Origin of the sequence: Butyrivibrio hungatei DSM 14810 (assembly GCF_900143205.1) — a bacterium.
Taxonomy (GTDB): domain Bacteria; phylum Bacillota; class Clostridia; order Lachnospirales; family Lachnospiraceae; genus Butyrivibrio; species Butyrivibrio hungatei.
On sequence record NZ_FRDH01000003.1, the window covers coordinates 795,675 to 814,749 of the forward strand.

General features: G+C 40.2%; 15 protein-coding genes. All 15 read right to left on the reverse strand.

Features of this window, described 5'->3' with window-relative positions; translation table 11 throughout:
• Positions 1-14: 14 nt before the first annotated feature.
• On the reverse strand, positions 15-1,187 hold the full coding sequence (locus tag BUA02_RS03750) for a polysaccharide pyruvyl transferase family protein (protein WP_072701062.1): 1,173 nt from the start codon (positions 1,185-1,187) through the stop codon (positions 15-17).
• The gene (locus BUA02_RS03755) at positions 1,184-2,161 is read right to left on the reverse strand and encodes a glycosyltransferase family 2 protein (RefSeq protein WP_072701064.1); all 978 of its coding nucleotides are present in this window, start codon (positions 2,159-2,161) and stop codon (positions 1,184-1,186) included. The genes BUA02_RS03750 and BUA02_RS03755 overlap by 4 nt, the downstream gene beginning before the upstream one ends.
• Complete coding sequence (locus BUA02_RS03760) at positions 2,146-3,555, reverse strand: DUF3329 domain-containing protein (protein WP_072701066.1); 1,410 nt, start codon at positions 3,553-3,555, stop codon at positions 2,146-2,148. Before BUA02_RS03760 ends, BUA02_RS03755 begins: the two co-directional genes overlap by 16 nt.
• Positions 3,536-4,732: a hypothetical protein gene (locus BUA02_RS03765; protein WP_143147369.1), complete on the reverse strand. Its 1,197-nt coding sequence runs from the start codon at positions 4,730-4,732 to the stop codon at positions 3,536-3,538. The genes BUA02_RS03760 and BUA02_RS03765 overlap by 20 nt, the downstream gene beginning before the upstream one ends.
• A 2-nt stretch (positions 4,733-4,734) precedes the next feature.
• A complete protein-coding gene (locus BUA02_RS03770) occupies positions 4,735-5,691 on the reverse strand; it encodes a glycosyltransferase family 17 protein (RefSeq protein WP_072701070.1) in 957 nt (318 codons plus the stop codon).
• Complete coding sequence (locus tag BUA02_RS03775; RefSeq protein ID WP_072701072.1) at positions 5,681-6,733, reverse strand: glycosyltransferase family 2 protein; 1,053 nt, start codon at positions 6,731-6,733, stop codon at positions 5,681-5,683. Before BUA02_RS03775 ends, BUA02_RS03770 begins: the two co-directional genes overlap by 11 nt.
• Positions 6,730-7,497 (reverse strand): DUF5672 family protein, encoded by a 768-nt coding sequence (locus BUA02_RS03780; RefSeq protein WP_242946465.1) that lies wholly within the window; start codon positions 7,495-7,497, stop codon positions 6,730-6,732. The genes BUA02_RS03775 and BUA02_RS03780 overlap by 4 nt, the downstream gene beginning before the upstream one ends.
• A 9-nt stretch (positions 7,498-7,506) precedes the next feature.
• The gene (locus tag BUA02_RS03785; protein ID WP_072701074.1) at positions 7,507-8,550 is read right to left on the reverse strand and encodes an O-fucosyltransferase family protein; all 1,044 of its coding nucleotides are present in this window, start codon (positions 8,548-8,550) and stop codon (positions 7,507-7,509) included.
• Positions 8,551-8,574: 24 nt separating this feature from the next.
• The gene (locus tag BUA02_RS03790) at positions 8,575-10,368 is read right to left on the reverse strand and encodes an ABC transporter ATP-binding protein (RefSeq protein ID WP_242946466.1); all 1,794 of its coding nucleotides are present in this window, start codon (positions 10,366-10,368) and stop codon (positions 8,575-8,577) included.
• A 19-nt stretch (positions 10,369-10,387) separates the two neighbouring features.
• Positions 10,388-11,260: an alpha-1,2-fucosyltransferase gene (locus BUA02_RS03795; RefSeq protein WP_072701076.1), complete on the reverse strand. Its 873-nt coding sequence runs from the start codon at positions 11,258-11,260 to the stop codon at positions 10,388-10,390.
• 34 nt (positions 11,261-11,294) lie between these two features.
• Positions 11,295-13,250: an asparagine synthase (glutamine-hydrolyzing) gene (gene asnB / locus BUA02_RS03800; RefSeq protein ID WP_072701078.1), complete on the reverse strand. Its 1,956-nt coding sequence runs from the start codon at positions 13,248-13,250 to the stop codon at positions 11,295-11,297.
• A gap of 11 nt (positions 13,251-13,261) precedes the next feature.
• On the reverse strand, positions 13,262-14,350 hold the full coding sequence (locus BUA02_RS03805) for a hypothetical protein (protein ID WP_072701080.1): 1,089 nt from the start codon (positions 14,348-14,350) through the stop codon (positions 13,262-13,264).
• 16 nt (positions 14,351-14,366) lie between these two features.
• The gene (locus tag BUA02_RS03810) at positions 14,367-15,785 is read right to left on the reverse strand and encodes an MBOAT family O-acyltransferase (RefSeq protein ID WP_242946467.1); all 1,419 of its coding nucleotides are present in this window, start codon (positions 15,783-15,785) and stop codon (positions 14,367-14,369) included.
• Between the two features lie 145 nt (positions 15,786-15,930).
• Positions 15,931-17,133, reverse strand: coding sequence for a glycosyltransferase (locus BUA02_RS03815; RefSeq protein ID WP_072701084.1), 1,203 nt, complete (start codon positions 17,131-17,133; stop codon positions 15,931-15,933).
• Positions 17,124-19,070 (reverse strand): asparagine synthase (glutamine-hydrolyzing), encoded by a 1,947-nt coding sequence (asnB, locus tag BUA02_RS03820; RefSeq protein WP_072701086.1) that lies wholly within the window; start codon positions 19,068-19,070, stop codon positions 17,124-17,126. Before asnB (BUA02_RS03820) ends, BUA02_RS03815 begins: the two co-directional genes overlap by 10 nt.
• Positions 19,071-19,075 lie beyond the last annotated feature (5 nt).

The window sequence follows — 19,075 nt, forward strand, 5'->3', positions numbered from 1 at the left end:
TCCCCATTTAGTCTTTAAGCATTTTCTTTTATCTTGTTATATGCCTTTATTAGTGAATCCGGCTCAGATAGTTCCTGAACTGGAAGGCAATAGTTCTCATAGGTTCCAAAAAGATCTGTGGCAATGCCCTTACTCTTAACTGAATAGCCAATTACAAGTGTTGGAACATTGCTACTGTATGCAGCGATGGTACTGTGTGTTCTGGCACCTACAAAAAAGCTGCACTTAGCGATATATCCTTTAAGCCCCTCAGCAGGTCTGTCTCCAACAAGTTCGATCCTGCCAGTATCCTTAAATGCATCATAGAGCTCAGTAAGAGGCTTTCTATCATCGCTTCCACTCCATACTACGTGCGGAATAAGAGCTACAGAATCATCAGTATTATCAAAGATATACTGAATGAATTTCTTGTAGTTCTCCATGGTGATTCCTGGAGTCTTTTCTTTTTCAATGACCATAGGACTTAAATTTATTCCAATGGTCTTACCCTGTTTAACTACATCTCCATCTGAAACATCAGATGTATCAAGCATAAATGCAGGATCTTTTCTAAGTACCAGCTTATCTGCTGATATTCCCGCATTCAAAAGTCCATTATATGTGATTGATTCTCTTGCATATATCTTTGAATATGCACACAGGTCATTATAAAGAGCTGGATCCTTTAGAGAATCTGGTTCAATTGAGCATCCCCAAAGAATTGTCTCAAAGCCTTTTTTCCTGAATACATTGTGCGCAAGGATCAGATCCTGCACCATCTCTGGATAGCAGTAATTGTCGCCGCCGATAGATACTGCCAATGGCTTCTGGCTCTTATCCCATTCAGGCGCATCCTTCACCATCTGTGAAAAGAGCTTAAAAGCATCCTTAAATCTGTATCTCAAAAAAGACTCTCTGTCTCCTGTGATCTTTCTGTAGCCATAGTAAAGAACGTGATCAATAAATTCTCTGTCGATGTGTCTTTCTTCAACTAAAGTACACAGTCCCTCTTTTTCAAGGTCTCCAAGAGAATACTTTCTATCCTCTGCTACGCTGTTTGTCACTATAAGAACCGGAAGTTTAGTGTCTGCTCCCTGCTCTTTTCTTTTGGCTGCAATGAGTTTAACAGTGCTGTTTGCGATTGCTTCACAGCCATGATTCCCAGAGCCAGCATGCATATATAAAACTATTGGTCTGTTTAGATTCATTTTTTGTATCCCCCATAGAGCTTAAGATATAACTTAGGACTGATCCTAAAAAGAAGTACTTTAACCTTGTATCCGGATGAAAGTCCCGCAAAGGCGCCTCGCACCTTAAGAGCGTGTTCTATCTGGTCCCCAACTCTCATGATAACAAGGTTTGTGATATCATCATCTCTCTGATCCTCAGGCACTACAGCCAGCTTACCAGCTACCAAAAGAGCTGTCATGATCTGAGATGCAGCGACGCTCACAAACGCATACTGTGAAATGTGCTCTGCTACTGGAAGGAGCTTATCCTCTGCCTCTTTCCAGCACACAAGCTGATCCATATAGCTTTCTTTAAATGCCCTGTTCATGGCACTTGCTTCGTTTTCTTCGTAGTTATAGCCATTTCCAGAGATTATGCGTATAGTGCGCTCTTTTCCCTGTAAAAGAGCTATATCAAGCATGAAGAGAAGGTCCTCTCCAATAGATAGTCCTTCCTTGAACATCACATGGCCATCTCTAAGAGTCTGTCTCTTAAAGAGCTTACCCCATACGTGGGTGTTCTTGTTAAGGATAGAATTCTCAATGTACTGATAGCCGCTTATCTTACTGCTGCTGGCATAGCTATCTGTCTCATCTACTATAACTGTAGCTTCATCAAGGTACTTGAGCATATCCTCTGCAAAAGATTCAGCGATAGTATCATCTGCATCCACAAAGGTAATGTAATCACCTTCTGCCATCTCAAGTCCGATATTTCTGGCATGAGACACTCCAAAGTTTCTGGTGTGCTTGACCTTGATGCGTCCATGCTCATCTTTTGCTGCAAGCTCATCACACAGGTCGCTACTGCCGTCAGTTGAGCCATCATCTACAAGTATTACTTCCAGTTCCTTCTCAAGAAGGTCCTTTTGGGCAAGACAAGACTGGACACATCTCTCCAGAGTGTCCTTAGCCTCATAAACTGGAATTATAATACTTAATACTCTGTCCATTCTTCCCTTTCCACACCTGAAACTGTGTCAAAGCCATATTTCTCAGCATAGAACTGATTGATCCAGAAATGATAATCCTCATCAAGATCAGACTGATATGCAAATGAAAATCTGTTATCCCACTGAGGTCTTAGCTTTGGTGCATATACGTCTATCTCGCCCTTATCTGCAAGCTCCTGCAGATAAGCATCTCTTTCATTAAACTCTCTCTTGATCCTAGCAAGGTTAGCTCCATTTTCGATATATGAGAACATCAAGATCAAAAGAGCTACTACTACCGCAGATGTTACAGCTGTCTGCTGCATTACAAATGCTAGTCCCTTTTCCTGATCAGAAGCACTTCCTGACATAAGCCTGGTATTTGCAAAGATAGCAACTCCATTTGCTACAGCAATCATAAGGAAAAGACCTGCTCCATAGTATGTTCTGATCTGAGATGATGGAACAGCTATAAGAGCAAATGCAGTAGCAAGTGCAATAAATCCAAAGAATCTCATGGTTCTAGTCATCTCCATGAACTTTCTCTTATCTACTGCTACGTATGCTACAAAAATAAGAAGCACTACAAACATAACTGTAAGAACAAGGTAGTTTTCCTTGATATTAAGAACGATCTTTAAAAATCTTGCCATAAGAGCCATAAAGCCTGTGTGTTCTTCATCTGCACCTTCTGCTCTTGAGTAGTTACCAGGAGATGCGATCATGAATGCAAATCCAATAAGGTTAGCTACTAAAGAAACTACCATCCAAGGCTTAAGGAACTTAAAGCTCTTGTTGTTCTGAAGCCACTTATAGGCAAGGAGAATAACTGTAACAAGAATAACTCCGCCAGATGTATTCTCATTGCACCAGCCAGCTAAAAGTCCGAGTACTGCAAGCTTTATCATAAGTCCTACGGTAGTTTCTGATTCAAGTTTCATATGCTTTCTAAATAAAGTCACATATCCAAGTACAATTGTTCCTGTAAAGAGATAATTACATGCTCCAGTCTCCCAGAAAACAGTGTTGCTGATGGCTGGATCAAAGAACCATAAAAAGCAAAGGATAACACCGTAGATCCTGATGTCGTTTTTTTCTCTGGTATCAACATTTAAGTAGATAAGGATTGATTCCAAAGTAAATACAAGGGCAGCTACAATATCAAAGATAACCTTGTTTCCGCTAAACAAAAAGAATCTAAGGATTATATGAGCTACATTTCTGCCACTGTGATGGAGATAATGATCATACTCCTGTCCAAAGAGATCAAATATGTTTTTGGCACCTGAAACAACGCCTCCATAGAAGATGTCATCAGACATAACAGGTGTCAGATATTCATAAACCGCCACCATTATGAAGGTTATAAATGCCATTAAGAAAAAGATATTTTTCTTAGTTTTGTTCTGAATCATTTCTTTCTCCTCGATGTAAGACAAAATCTCCCAAATAAACTGCCAGGATTGGAAGAAGCATATTCCTACCAATATATCTTGAAACAAATGTAGCTTCGATAACTGTGTATACCCCAAGGGATAAAATAAGTATCAAGGTCCATGCGTCACGTCTTTTGAGACACAGATAAATAAATACAAATGTAAGTATGACTATAAGTGCGCCAGGAATGATGCCGTACCAGTAAAAGATCCTGACCCATCCCATATCAAACATTTCTTCACTAAGTTTATCTGAAAAAGGCTTCCAGGAGATAAGAGCTCCGCCGTGTCTCTCACTGCCTCTGTAAAGATTCTGAATTCTGTTATTTAACATATCATCAAATCTAGTAAGCTTGATCTGATAATCTGTATCCATGTGAAACCTAGGTATCTCGCTTACAGCAGCTGCCCATACTGAAAAAGCTACTGCTGCCACTGGTGTAACAAGGGCAGTGAGAATATATGGGAACCTAAGCTTTCCAAGTACAGGAATGTATCTAACGATAAAGGCGATAGCAAGTGTACCCATAAATATCATTAAGCTGGTTCTGGAGGATGTAAGCTTGTATGTACCCCAGATAGCGGCAAATGCTATTACGTACTGGTAGAGCTTAGCTTTTTTGCCATAGAGCCATATCCACAAAAGTTCCAGGGCATAAACACAACCTGCCAGTGTATTTGGATGTCCAAAGCCAAATACATATCTCTTTTCATCCTCTATCTCTCTGCCATAATCAGTGATGATAGCTACATCTCCAAGGATTCCTGTAACGGATAACAGCACTATCACTGCAAATCCAATGGCTGAAAAATAAAAGTAATATTTCATGATCTTCTTTAGATCGATATCTCTAAGTGCAAAGACATAATAGGAAAATCTAAGGAGCTCATTTCTACCTGTAATCCTATAACAAACAAAGGTAAATACTGTAACTAAGGCAATGGCGATCCACTCTTTTTTGTTATGCTCCATCAAAAGAACTGCTGCAAAAGTCAAAAGAAATGTAACCCTGAAAACATGGCTGATAAAAGGAATAGAAACTTCACTTTTTTCAAGGACCATAAAAAACAGTTCCAGAGTAATAGCAAGATATACCAGTACTTCTGCTGTCTTTTTCCTATTTTCTTTTGAAAACATATCTAATAATTTTTCCATAATTATCTGCGTGTAATAATTCTTTTTATCTTTCTGAAAGCTTTTCTGCAAAAGCGGCCTGCTGTTATATCAAGGTAGTGATAGGTCCTTGATAAAGCTGTAACCTTTGGCATTACCAAATGGCTATACTCTGAAAGGTGCTCACGAAGGTACTCAGGATATGTCTCGTCCACTTCACATCTTTCAAACTTTGCATTTCTTCCAAAAATATCCTGTCCAAGAACAAGGTGATCCATTGTCTCAGCAAGGATTTCTTTGTCATTGAGCTCCTGATGAGCTGCAGCCTTAACCTTAACGCCAATTCTCTTGGCTGGGTTAGTTTCTTTGCAGCCGCCCATATATCCAAAGTGCCATCCGCCGTCAGCTACGCGAACTGATCTCTCATCGCAGACAGAAATAAGGTCACGCAGTCTCACGATTCCTTCCTTTGGAATATTGAGAATAGATGTGATCTTAGTTCCAAGCCACTTTCTATCTATTTCTGCTATCTCAGGAAATTCTCCTGTTATAGATAAAAGTCTTCCTGATCTTTCTTCGTTATTTACATATACGTAAAAGTTTCTCTGCGCAAGGTGATATACCTTGTGCTTGTCAAAGGTTTCGATGATCTTAGTAAGAACCTCTGGATTTGGAATCTCATCTGCATCGCCAAAGATAATCACGTCATCCTCTGTGGCACCTACTTCATCAAGTCCCTTTGTAAGGTGGTTCTTTTGGAAGTAGTCACGCTCATGAGTTACCTTAAAGTCTTGGTCCTCATCCACAACAACATAGATGATCTTGTCCAAAAACTCTTTGAACATATCCCTATTTTTCTCAAAGCAAAGCTCTTTTGGCTCACCAGAAAAAGTGGTTGTAGCTTCTTCGATGATAAACTTATCCACATATGGGTTAAGAATATTGAGTCTAAGCTTTAAAATATCAAGTTCATTAAAAAAAGGTATAAGATCATAAACCATGTTTTAAAATCCTTTTAATCCTTGTCTTTAATCTGCGCTTTGTAGCAGACATCATAAGTCTCAAATATGGGTCAGATGCCTTCTGGAGCTTGTGTACATAAACGTCCTCTTCTGGTGCCCAGGCTGGAAGATCAAGCTCTGCAAATTCGTTATAGAACTTCTGATCCATGAGCCATTTAAGCTTTTCTTTGATCTCAGAAAGAGGCACATTTGAATAGATAATATTTATCACCGCGATGGTACATGTAAGAGACTTTCTGGCATTGATGTAACTGTTAAAGCAGTCACCAACCCATTTCTCACTATAGTCTGCAAATGCTTCCCAAGCTCTCTCCTGATGAGTTATGTAATCAGGATGATAGCCTGCTGTGAGGCCTTCATTATTTCTGCGGTAGTAATACAAGATCTCATCCACATAGACGATCTCTTTTGCCTTGTCGATAAATGCTGCTGTCTGAAGAAGATCCTCGCCGTGATTAAGATTATCCTGTTCATTGACACTGATAGCAGAAAGTGCCAGTTCTCTGGTAATGCACTTATTCCAGAGCGCGTTTAGAGAATCGTTCTTGCACATGATCTCGTAAAAGATCCTCTTGTCGTCGCCTTTATATATCTTTCCCTCTTCAAGTGGGAATGAAAACTTTCTCTTTTCCTTGTCATCAAGATATGCTGCGTTATACAGCACCATATCAAGTTCCCGGGCATTTTTTCTGTTCTGAACTATTGCTCTTTCTATCTTGGAAAGAGCTGCGCCTGTAAGACAGTCATCTACGTCAACAAATATGAGCCACTGCCCCTTAGCATTCTTGATTCCTTCTCTTCTGGCGCTATAGGCACCAATTGGTCCATAGTGAAAGGCCTTTATGAAGTGATAACTTCTTGCATACTCATCACAGATCTTTGGACTGTTATCTGTGGAACCGTTTTCCACAAGCAGCACCTCAAGATCAATGTCCTGATCAAGCTGCGCAATGATAGGATCCATCATGTCATCTATGTACTTTTCGCCATTATGAACAGGCACTATGATCGAAAACGTCATGTGATATTGTGCTCCTCTTTCCACTTCTTTGATCTTCTCCAAAATAGAAGTGGTCTTACTGCCATCTTAAATCTCTTCTTTGGACTGTAGAAATGTGGATAGCCCTCATTTTCTCCCCACCATTTGTGGAAAGCAAAAGGCTCTATGCCCTTATTTTCTGGAAGCGGATGTTCTCTACCAAATCTAACCGCAAGTTCAAGTGGTGCCCACTTAAGGCCCTCTGCCTCCATGTCGTTCTTGTGCATGCAGCAAAGGAAGATATCCTCATTGTAAAAATCATCGTATCCCTTTTCCCACTTAAGGTTATGTACAGTTGGATACTCAAGAAGTCTCTTTGACCTGATGGAAACACTGTTTCCTACTCGGCAGATCTCACCCTTACTGTCTCTGTAGGCATAGTCATTCTGCGGGAGTGGCCATGGAGATCCGATATAGTCATACTCAAGAAACTCATCAGTCCAGTTCTCAGGGTGGATAACAAATCCATCTGCATGAACTATCATGACAAAGTCAGTTTTGATGTGGTCCTTTAGCTCATAGACCATCTTGTAATTAAATTTATCGATGCTATCAAGCTTGTCTGTGTGACTGTATCTGATATTCTGAGGGAGATAAAAAGGCTTCTTGTCAGTAATAAGCACTGCATCTCCAAATTCAATATCTCTCATGCTGTACTTCATGGCCTTGACGGTTTCATAGAGGTTGACGCTGGTCATGGCACAGAGAGTCACGTTAGGAAGCTTTAATTTCTTTTCAGTACTCATGAAGCCTCCTTACACATGAAAGATTTTGATAAGTCCTGTCCGTCTCTCCAAACTACGTATAATCTTTTTTAACATATAAACGGAATAGAGATACTTTGCTCGAATCTTCTGGAAAAAGAGTCTCAAATAACCTGGCCTCTGATTCAATCTCTTATATACAGAACTCCTCTTTTTATACTTTTCAAGCTCATTGCGGCACTCATCAGCAGAGAATATTCTTCCCTTCTTATCCATATAATGAAAACAACTATATATATTCTGTTCAGAAGCCCAATATCCATCTGAAACATTGTGTCTTGCCCAATACTTAGGTGCAATAGCGTATTGCAATTCATCGCTAGTCATTGCAGGGAATACTGCGAAAGATGAATTAGATAAAAGAAGATATCTGGCATTTTTGATAGTCACATAATCTTTTCCAATATCATTTCTAACAGCCTTTACTTCCGGAAGTATCTTATATGCGGCTTCAACGTCATCAGTGACTGCCAAAAATTCCATGTCTGGACGAATCTTACGCATATTCCTGATACCATTTACCCAATATTTTCTATCAAGCCACAGCTCTGGTGAATTTGAATAGTCACCACATCTAAGATGTATAATACACAGATTATCTTTTGTGTACTCATGAGAATCATATTCAGGCTTTACTTTAAGCCAATCCTTGAGCTTGTCCATGTATTTATCAAAATACTTTTCAGCCTGAAGATTACCATAAAGCATAGTGTTATCTTTTATATCAAACACTCTCTCATCTACACCGCTAACATAAGCACCATGAGTCATATCATGCTTTGAATTGCCAAGGTATAACCTGTTATCGTGGTCTTCAAATTTCTCAAAATTCTTTTTATCTTCCTCAGTAATCTCTTTCCCAAGGTCAATATCCATAAAATACATTCCACTATCAGAATGCATATTGTTTGCCAACGCGCCAGGATTACATATACCAAATTCATAACCATGTTCTTCTGCCACAGCTCTTGTAACCACATACCAAAAAAGCTGATTACCTAAACCAAAGCCATGCAAAAATTCTGTTCCAATCATTTATAATACTCTCTTTCAATTAAATCACTGTATTATTGTTCTGCCCTCAAGGGATGTCTCATGTATCTTTTCATCTTTTACTTCATAGATGATATCGCAGTTTGCGATAGTGTTAAGTCTGTGTGCAATGATGACCATTGTCTTCTTGCCGTGGAAGCTGTTGATAGCCTCCATAACTGCTGCCTCTGTCTCATTATCAAGAGCAGATGTAGCCTCATCAAATACCAGTATCTCCGGATTGTGATAAAGAGCTCTGGCAATACCGATTCTCTGTCTCTGTCCACCAGACAATCTAACGCCTCTGTCACCAATTCTGGTATCAAGTCCCTCTGGAAGAGTCTTAACAAAGTCAGCAAGCTGAGCTTCCTTCATTACTTCCCAGATCCTGTTATCATCTATCTGATCTTCATCAATACCAAAAGCGATATTTGCTCTAATGGATTCATCTACAAGGTAGATAGACTGTGGAATATATCCGATCTGAGCAAGCCATGAATCGTAATTACTAAAGATGTTGCTACCGTCGCAGAGAACTTCTCCTGACTTAACATGTAAAAGACCAAGAAGCACGTCTACGATAGTTGACTTACCTGCACCAGATGGTCCCATGATACCAACTGATTTTCCCTTAGGAACTACCATGTTGGCATCTGTGAAGATATTCACTTCAGCGTCAGGATAAGCAAAAGTAATATCCTTTAAGCTGATCTCTTTTTCAAGATGAAGCTCAGGACCTGCAATTGCAGCTCTCTCTGCGCGCATTTCCTTATCTTCCTTCATGGACTCAGTTAAGTTGTTATATACAAAGTCCAAACTGAACTGGTTATAAGCAATCTGTGTAAGATAGGTGTTAATTCTGTTAACAGAAGGCATGATCCTGATAGCAGCAACACCAAAAGCTGAAATCTGTGGAAGAAGTGCTGTAGCATCTCCGCCATTTACAAGATAGAGGAGCACATACAAAAGAACTACTGCAACAAACACAGTCTCTATAAGGAGTCTTGGAATGTTATTAAGAACAATGTAGTTTCTGTCTATATCAGCTCCAAGCTTTCCTGATTCATAATAATTTCTGATAAAGAAATCCTGTCTGTTTAATACCTTTACGTCCTTAAGTCCATAGATAGCCTGAAGGCGCCACTTGGCAATCCTTGACTGGGTCTCCTGATTCTTTCTTCCGATCCTATTAAGGCGAGGTTTCAAAACCTTTGTGATAATAAGCGTCAGGATCAAAAGAACAAAGATCATAAGAAGTGTCATCTGCCAGTTAACCAATAAAAGCACGATACCAAGGCAGGTTGATACTACAAACTCTGTTGCAAGAGAAAGGATTGAGAGCATAAGTGTAAATGTCTTTGGAATATCACTATCAGTAATCCTAAATACTGTAGGAATATCTGCTCCAAGATATGCCTCATATGGTCTATTGAGGAACTCTCTCATGACACGGCTTATCATGTCATTTCTGGCTCTTGAAATAAATGTATTCTGCTTGTAAACAAGAAACAGAAGATAAAGATTTTTGAATACAAAAAGGAAGATAACAACAACCACTAAAACCGTTATAAGCTTTAGATCTGTGTCGATATGCAAGAAATTAACGATGCTTTGAAGCTCTGGACGCTTATCGATCTGTCTATGAATAGCTTCTGGCTTTAATATTGCAGAAACTACTGGAAGCATCATTGAAACTCCTAAAGTTTCAACAACACCCCCAATCAGTATAAGGACAGCTAATAGGATAAGCTGCCCTTTTTGTTTTTTATCAAATATATAGTTAAGTTTAGTAAACATACTTACTTTTTTTGTTTCATTCATTGTCTGTAACACCTTTTACTCAAATAGCCATCTTAGTCATGCGCTTGGTGTAGATATCATCCATATCACGGTTGTTGATCCACTTCTCTGGAACAATAACGAGTTTTTCAGGTGAATCATTGAGCCATGCTGCCCACCAGCTAAATGAGCTGTTTGCAAGGATGTGATGCTTGCATCTACTCATAAGAGTCATCTCAGCAATGTCAGTCTTTGTACCCTCTTCAAGTTCGACTACTACGAAGTTTGGCCCAATAAAGTGTTCCTTACACCACTCTTTGTCATCAGTAAAGATGAAGAATACAGCATCTGAATGCTTACTTCTAACATAGTCAATAGCATTTTTGTAATACTTTTCGCTACAAAGATTATGAATACTTGCATGCTCTTCATCAATATAATCTGTTCTGCGCACATGGAGACTTACTGACTGACAGCATTCGATCTGCTGAAGGATTGTCCAGCTTGTGGTGTCATTCATAAGATCCTGTGGTCTCTTCTCAAAAATTTTTCTAAGTTCTGCGATTACTTCATCATTTTCAAAGTACTTGTCACTCTGCCAATAGCCAACAAGGTAAGCGTCATCTTTTTCCAGTATCTCTGGGTTGAACTTACCAGATTCCTCGTCGATCCTGAAAGTCTTTCTACCTGTGAGCTTTCTTCTGATCCTGCTGAATATATCCATCTTGGAATCAGTAAGGGCGATGATCTCCTCATCGGTAGCTTTATCGTATGTAGCTCCCCACCTGTCTAGAACAGGAACCCTAAGCTTGTCATTAACAAATCCTGTTGTATCGTCTATCTTGACCTCTTTGCCAAGCTTCTTAAGACTCTTATATAAAGCGTACTGAAACATCTGATTGCCAAGTCCGCCTTTAAGCTGAATGATTATCATAATTCCTCCATTATGAAAAGTGAACAAAACGTCATTATATTATACCATAATCTAGCCACTGCTCAAACATGAGTATGTACCATATCAGTGGCTGATAGGTTCCGTCTTCACTCATAAAGTTATTCCAGATCTTATGTACTACTTCCGGATTTAAATATCCTTCTCTTTTAAGCTTATCCTCTGCTATCAGATCCTCAGCCCAATCTTTGAGTTCAGAAGTCTTTAGCCAGCTTCCGATAGGAATTGAGAAGCCCTTCTTTGGTCTATCCATAAGCTCCTTTGGAACATGGCGATAGAGCACATTTCTAAGGACCTGCTTGCCCTCGCCTGTCTTTTTATCACGTAAAAGACTTACTGGAAGACTCCATGCAAATTCAACCACGTCTGGATCAAGAAGTGGTATACGACTCTCAAGTGAAACAGCCATACCTGCTCTGTCCACCTTAACAAGAATGTCATCAGGATGATACATCTTCATGTCCATCAGCATGATGTCATGGTTTACTTCGGACAGAACGTCTTTTTCTGAAAGGCTGTATTTATAAGGCAGCATAATCTTGCTCTTTGCTACCTCCTTGGCAAATGGAACCATCTCGTACTGGATCCTATACAGGTCTTCAGGGCTCTTTGCCTGTAAAAGACGTGCTTTATCCCTAAGGATCTCATCGCTATGAGCTGCTCTTGAATGAGCAAGCATCTTACCAGCACCTTTTCTAAGGCCAACTGGAATACCCTTCATCTTGTTCCAGATTCTGTCTACTGATTCATAGGACCTGTATCCGCAAAAGAGCTCATCTCCGCCGTCACCGGAAAGTGAAACTGTTACATGCTCTCTTGTCATCTTACTTACAAGATATGTAGGTATCTGTGATGAATCAGCAAAAGGCTCGCCAAACATATGAGGAATATTAGGAATAACATCCTTGGCATCCTGCTCTGTTATGTAAAGCTCTGTATGCTCTGTTCCAAGGTGCGCTGCTATCTCTTTTGCAGCCTCAGCCTCATTATACTTTGGATCCTGCATACCGATGGTGAAGGTCTTGACCTTTTCAGGGCTCACATCCTGCATCAGAGCAACAACAGTACTTGAATCAATTCCAGCTGAAAGGAACGCGCCAATAGGCACATCAGAAACAAGCTGTCCTCTGATGGACTCTTTTAATCTCTTTTCCAGCTCGTCTGCTGCCTCTTCTGCAGTGCCCTTAAACTGGTTCTTTTGACCATTTATGGCAACTTCTCTGATATCGTAGTAGGTTTCAAAGCTATGCTCACCGCCAGATCTCTGAACACCAGTAATAACGCCTGTCTCATCATCTTCATGAACAGGTCTGAAATATGAAAATGGCGCAGACACCTTTAATATAGTTCCTGGCTCAAGCTTGTAAATATCTTGGTAAATAGTATATGGCGCAGGAATATAGCCATGGCAAAAATAGAGATTAAGTGCTTCTTCAAAAATACGGTTCTTGAAGCCCTCGATAGCTCTTATGGCTGATATTTCTGAGGCAAATACAAAATTGCCATTTACAAAGCCGTAGTAAAGAGGCTTCTCTCCAATCCTATCCCTTGCAAGAGAAACTTCATGGGTTTCCATATCATAAACTGCAAGAGCAAACATGCCCTTACAAAACTTAAGTGTCTCAGTAATTCCAAGATGCTCGATCGCTTCTAAGAGAACCTCTGTATCAGAAGTTCCTCTAAAGCTTGTAACATAGCCCTTTTCCTTAAGAAGATCTGCAAGCTTGTCTGCGTTGTAGATCTCTCCATTGTAGACAATGACTGACTTACCACTTCTAGATACCATGGGCTGAGATCCATTCTGGGACAGATCTCTTATAGAAAGACGCCTGTGTCCAAACCAAACCAGGTCCCCTGGGCTATTCCAGATATCACCTGCATCAGGTCCTCTGTGAATAAGGCGTTCGTTCATTCTTCGTATATTCTTTTCACCATTACTATTGTAGCCGCATAGGCCTGCGATTCCGCACATATTATTCCCCTTTAGCCAATAAGCGAATTGTAATCAAAGTTTTCGAGGAGCTCTTTCTCTTTAGCAGAATACTCTTCGACATTATCCTTAGTGATGCGGTACTCTGACTCTTCGCCGGAAACCTCGCATTCACCGATTTTTTGGATGATCCAGGAATTCACATCCTCATCATAATGAGCTGGATCTCTGTATCTATCAAGGTCTGTAGTTATATCTGTTGCCATTGTAAAACTATAAACGTGAATGTTGTCGTATTCAAGCATCATATCTATAGCTTGTCTCTTATACTCAAGCTCTTTTGACAGATTCCCCTCTTCTCTTATGATCCCGAAATAATCCATGGAATAAGGCGGGAAGAAATAAAGGAATGTGGTCTCCGGATGCTCTTTGGCCATGCTGATGACGTTGTATTCTATGTTGCCTGTGAGCATGTTAGTTTCATCTTCAGTCGCCTCATTTATAGTAACTGGATCTGCAAAGCTTGTTCGTCCATTGAGCACGACTGCGCTGTCAAAGGTGTTCCTGTTTGCCGTATAGCTGTAGGAATCAAAGCTTGTGTGTCCACCTTCCTGCCCTTTTAAATATCTTAATAGGATTGGAAGCGTGTAGTTTACTATGGCATCTCTGTTTAAAAGATATTTTACATCATCAAAAGGATTCTTATTAGTAAGGTAGTCCGGATACTGTCCCATATCAAGCCTAAGCTCATCCTTATCCCTTACAAGCAGTGAATAATCAAGACCTCTAAGGATGTACTTGGGTGAATGTCCACTGTTAAAAGAGGCTTTTAGATTTTCTTCTATTTCTTTATAGGTTGCCCCGGAAAATGTGACTTTAATTGAGTTTGTACCAAATACTGAGTCAAATTCTGAAGCAGAGAAATTCTCGCACATGGAAGTGCCTGTTATGATGGCGTCATAATCAAAATGTCTGGTGATTCCGTCGTTTTGGTAGCGCTGTTCCTCAAGGTCATAATAGAAATAATCTCTTGGACTCCTGTAATGGAAAAAAGGATCTGTCCAAAAGACACATCCTGATAGTACTAAAAGCGCCGCAAGGCACATTATGATTATTGAAGCAAACCACTTTTTTCCGCTCATATCTGATCCTGTAAAACTAGAAATTAAAATACAAAAATGTTGAAACTGAGCTAAGTGAAATAATGCAGATCACTAATATCACCCAGGTAAACACTAAACTTACTACATTTCTCTTATATGTTCTCTCGTAGTTATTTGGAAAGAGAAGGCATATAAGCAGTGCTGCCAGCATTATCAGGACAAGTCCTGCCCAAAGGGCCATATTGTCATCTGCCGGAAGCCTAAGTATCTGAAGCACATATCTAAACTTAGGAATCCTGAAGTTTTCCAGGATATCCTCTCTTACATCGAGGTTTAATACAAAAAGTCTCTTAAGGATCTGAACCCACATTGTCACGCTGTCTGCTCTAAAGAGTAGCCACGTAACATTAAGGAAGGCAAAGGTTACGATCCACTGAACAGCCTTTATAAGGCCACACAATACTTTTCCAAAAGCTCCTGTAATACCTTTCGCAGCGCCAAATATCTTTTTGTAGATTCCAGAAGTGAGCTTATTAAAGCACTGGGCTAATCCATGGAGTATACCCCAAAGAATAAACGTCCAGTTGGCTCCATGCCAGATACCGCTCACAAGAAAAACTATCATAGTGTTGAGATAGGTTCTAGCCTTGCCTTTTCTGTTTCCTCCAAGAGGAATGTAGATGTAGGTCGTAAGGAACCTTGTAAGTGTCATGTGCCAGCGCTTCCAGAAATCTGCTACAGAAAGAGCCTTGTAAGGTGAATTGAAATTCATTGGGATCTTGAGGTTAAACATCTGTCCCAAGCCTGTAGCCATATCGCTGTATCCGCTAAAATCAAAGTATATCTGGAATGTGTAAGACAGCATCAGGATAATGATCTCAGCTCTTGTAAGAGCGCCTTCTCCTACTGCTATCTCAGAAGCTTTGGATATTGCTATATCAACTGCTCCTCCAAAGGTATCCGCTATAAGTATCTTCTTGGCAAGACCTCTTGCAAACATCATGATTCCCTGTGAAAGATTGTCAAAATTCACATGGTGCCTTACTTCATCTCTAAACTGTGGAACAAGTTCTGAATGAAGTACGATGGGTCCTGCTACCAGCTGAGGAAAGAAGGATACAAACAGCGCATATTCAATAAATGAATATCCTACTGCCTCACCTCTATAGGCATCCACAATGAATGAGATCTGCTGGAAGGTAAAAAAACTGATTCCAAGAGGAAGTGTAATATTCCTCAGGATAAAATCTGTATTGAATGCGTGATTTATATTGTCTATAAAAAAGTCAAAGTACTTAAAATAAAAGATAAGTCCCACATTGAACAAAAGAGCCAGCGTCAGAAGAAGCTTTTTGGCGCCTTCCTGAATACCTTTTTTGTTCATGAACCTGTATGCGCCATAGTTTACAAGTATGCTGGCGCAGATGATAGGAAGATATCCTATGTTAAAGTACCCATAAAACCAAAGGCTCATCAGTAAAAGAAAGCCCTGAGCGAGCTTTTCTTTTTGAAAATGGTGTAGCCCAAAGTATCCCAGCAGAGTAATGGGCAGAAAACACAATATAAAGATATATGAATTAAATTGCACTGCTTCTCACACTGCCTTTCTAAGTTACAAATTACTTTTTAAGTATTTCTTCAAAGTATTCTTTCCACTGACTGTTTATCTTGTCAGGGCTGTACTTGTCTCTAACATATGTTGCATTTTCAGATAGCTTCTTGGAAAAGTCTCTATCTGTAATGACTCTCCTTAGAGCATTAGCAAGCTCTTTTACCATCTCCTCATCTGATGCCATAGGGATCAAAAGTCCATTCTCGCCATCAGTAATAAGGTCTCTAGGGCCGCCGCATGGACAGTCCGTAGATATACAGGTAAGTCCCAAAGCCATGGCCTCTATCAAGGCATTTGGCGAGCCTTCCTGCTTGGATGTCAGCACAAATATCTCTGAAGAGCCGATATGATCAGGCACATCACTGACATTGCCTTTAAAGATCACCTTTTCATTATCTAAAAGGCCAAGCTCTTTGGCTTTTTCTTCGAACTTTGCTCTTGATGGTCCATCGCCGTAGAGAACGAGTCTATAATCATCAAACTCTTTTGAAATCTCTGCAAAGGCTTTTATCAAAAGGATCTGATTCTTGTTGTCATCAAGTCTTCCTACCGACACGATCTCTTTTGCCCTGTCCTCAAAAGGAATGATGCTCCTGGTTATAAAGTCCGGATGAACTGAGTTTGGAAGTATCTTTGTCTTAACATTTCTTCCAAAATATTCCGCAGCACCTGTAGTCTGAACCACAACGCCTGCTGCCTTTGGAAAATAGTGCCTCATAGAAATATTAAGTATTTTGGAAGCATACTCCCTTGAAGGATTAGACCTCACTGATACCACAACCGGAATTCCCAGTGATCTTGCGCTCTTGATGGCCATAACATTATTCTTTCCAAGGAAAGATAGAATGATATCTGGCTGTATCTGTTTCCAGATATTTTCAAGTATCTGAACTCTGTTGCGCAGGTTAGCGAGTCTTCCGCCTCTGTTCTCTAATGTCAGAGCTGAGAACACTCTGGCGATACCATCTTCTGACTTATTGATCCAGACTTTTTTCTTTTTGTCATCTGGATTAAGGACCTCGATTTCGCTACAGCCTTCCTTGGCTTCCTTGTACCAGGTTCCATCAGGAAGTTCGTACTCATCGTCAGCAAGATATGTGGTGACCATGGTAACCTTGTGGCCTTCATTGTAAAAATACTCAGCCAGGTTGCACATAACCCTTTCCGCGCCGCCTTTATTCAGTGAGCCAATGTACATTGCTATATGCATAGATACCTCTCATACCACTGCTGGAAGATGTAGAAGGACCAGGCAATCTTACTGTAGTTTGCACCAGTAGCTGGGCCAGCATCTCCATTAACAATATAGTTATCTATATACTTTGATACAAAATCCGCATCAAATATGCCCTGTTTCTTAAGGTAATCTACATTACTATAATCAAGGAGCTGATCCTTTAATGGTCCGCGAAGCCACTTATCCATAGGAACGCCAAAACCAGTCTTTGGTCTTTCTAAAAGCTCCCTTGGAATATAGTCATATGCAAGATCCTTGAGAATGTGCTTTTTATCTCCTTTGTGATACTTGAAGCTATGTGGGATCCTGAAGGAATACTCCATAACCTCTGTATCCATGATAGGGCACCTGTTCTCAAGGGAATACTTCATAGAAGCTCTATCCATCTTGACTAAAATATCATCAGGAAGATAGGTGTCCATATCAAGAAGCATTCTTCTGATCTGATAATTCTTAACGTTGTACAGGCTCTCAATAGGATAGAGAACCGGCTGCTGATTTGAAGGATCGTTGTAGTCAGTCTTCAAATATTCCATAGCTGTCATGGGAGTATCAAAAGCTGGAACTCCTGAAACAAACGCGTGAGCAGATGTGATATATCCGCTTGATACCAGCTGAGTCTTGGTCTCATGGTCTCTGTTTCCAGCTACCACCTTTACTCTAAATGGCATCTTGTCAATAAGCTTGCCGCTTCCAAGTGGGAGCTTACCAATTGAATTTACCATATGTCCTGGCGCATTTAAGAGCTGCGCTGTTCTGACATTGTCATAAATGTTGTAACCGCAAAAGAATTCATCTCCTCCGTCACCAGAAAGAGCTACTGTAACATCTTTTCTGGCAAGCTTACTTACAAGCATAGAAGGAATCTCAGAGTTATCAGCAAATGGCTCATCGTAGTACTGAGCAATGCTGCTGACCTGATCAAACATCTCTTTTTCTGTAATATAGAGCTCTGTGTGATCAGTTCCAAGGTGCTTTGCTATCTCTTTTGCATATTCAGCTTCATTGTAACTTGGAACATCAAATCCTATACAGAAGGTCTTAACTGGTCTGTCTGAATGTTCCTGAGCAATAGCTGTAATAAGTGAAGAATCATATCCACCTGAAAGGAAGGTTCCAAGAGGAACATCAGCGATCATCCTGGATGCAACTGATTTCTTTAATCTCTCCTTAAGGCCTGCCTTAGCTTCTTCATAGCTTTCAATCTGATCCTTTGACTTTTCAGCGTAGACCTTTTTGACATCCCAATACTTCCACTTGGTGATCTCACCATGGTGGAATCTAAGGATGCCGCCTGCTTCAAGCTTATATACATCAGTAAAGATAGTCTCTGGTGCAGCAATGTACTGCTGATAGAGATATCTTGAAATAACCTGCTTTCTGATCTCAGGTTTAAATCCTAGGCACTTCATAATTGGCTTAAGTTCTGAACCAAATACGATATTCTCGCCATCAACCCAGTAAAAGAGTGGCTTTTTACCGATCCTGTCTCTGATAAGGAATATCTCATCTGTCTCTCTGTCATAAAGGGCAATGGCAAACATTCCATGGATATGGTCTACCATATCTATTCCCCACTTGAGGTAGGAGGCGATGATGACCTCGGTATCGCAGTTTGATCTAAAGGTATAATCTGATAGTTCCTTTTTGAGTTCAAGGAAGTTGTAGATCTCACCATTAAATACGATAGAGACTCTGCCATTTTCTGAATGCATAGGCTGATGACCAAGTGGAGAAAGATCCTGAATTGCAAGTCTTCTCTGAGCAAAGCCTATCACATAATCATTTGTACCGTCATAAAGCTCAACACCACTGTCATCTGGTCCTCTGTGTATCATGGTGTCGTTCATAGTCCGGAGTTCGTCTTCTGTTATTCTCTTTTTAGAAACATATCCGCAAATGCCGCACATAATCT

Coding starts and splice junctions, on each gene's coding strand:
- BUA02_RS03750 (WP_072701062.1), bottom strand. CDS start 1,187: ATGAATCTAAACAGACCAATAGTTTTATATATGCATGCTGGCTCTGGG.
- BUA02_RS03755 (WP_072701064.1), bottom strand. CDS start 2,161: ATGGACAGAGTATTAAGTATTATAATTCCAGTTTATGAGGCTAAGGAC.
- BUA02_RS03760 (WP_072701066.1), bottom strand. CDS start 3,555: ATGATTCAGAACAAAACTAAGAAAAATATCTTTTTCTTAATGGCATTT.
- BUA02_RS03765 (WP_143147369.1), bottom strand. CDS start 4,732: ATGGAAAAATTATTAGATATGTTTTCAAAAGAAAATAGGAAAAAGACA.
- BUA02_RS03770 (WP_072701070.1), bottom strand. CDS start 5,691: ATGGTTTATGATCTTATACCTTTTTTTAATGAACTTGATATTTTAAAG.
- BUA02_RS03775 (WP_072701072.1), bottom strand. CDS start 6,733: ATGACGTTTTCGATCATAGTGCCTGTTCATAATGGCGAAAAGTACATA.
- BUA02_RS03780 (WP_242946465.1), bottom strand. CDS start 7,497: ATGAGTACTGAAAAGAAATTAAAGCTTCCTAACGTGACTCTCTGTGCC.
- BUA02_RS03785 (WP_072701074.1), bottom strand. CDS start 8,550: ATGATTGGAACAGAATTTTTGCATGGCTTTGGTTTAGGTAATCAGCTT.
- BUA02_RS03790 (WP_242946466.1), bottom strand. CDS start 10,368: ATGAATGAAACAAAAAAAGTAAGTATGTTTACTAAACTTAACTATATA.
- BUA02_RS03795 (WP_072701076.1), bottom strand. CDS start 11,260: ATGATAATCATTCAGCTTAAAGGCGGACTTGGCAATCAGATGTTTCAG.
- asnB (WP_072701078.1), bottom strand. CDS start 13,250: ATGTGCGGAATCGCAGGCCTATGCGGCTACAATAGTAATGGTGAAAAG.
- BUA02_RS03805 (WP_072701080.1), bottom strand. CDS start 14,350: ATGAGCGGAAAAAAGTGGTTTGCTTCAATAATCATAATGTGCCTTGCG.
- BUA02_RS03810 (WP_242946467.1), bottom strand. CDS start 15,785: ATGAGCCTTTGGTTTTATGGGTACTTTAACATAGGATATCTTCCTATC.
- BUA02_RS03815 (WP_072701084.1), bottom strand. CDS start 17,133: ATGCATATAGCAATGTACATTGGCTCACTGAATAAAGGCGGCGCGGAA.
- asnB (WP_072701086.1), bottom strand. CDS start 19,070: ATGTGCGGCATTTGCGGATATGTTTCTAAAAAGAGAATAACAGAAGAC.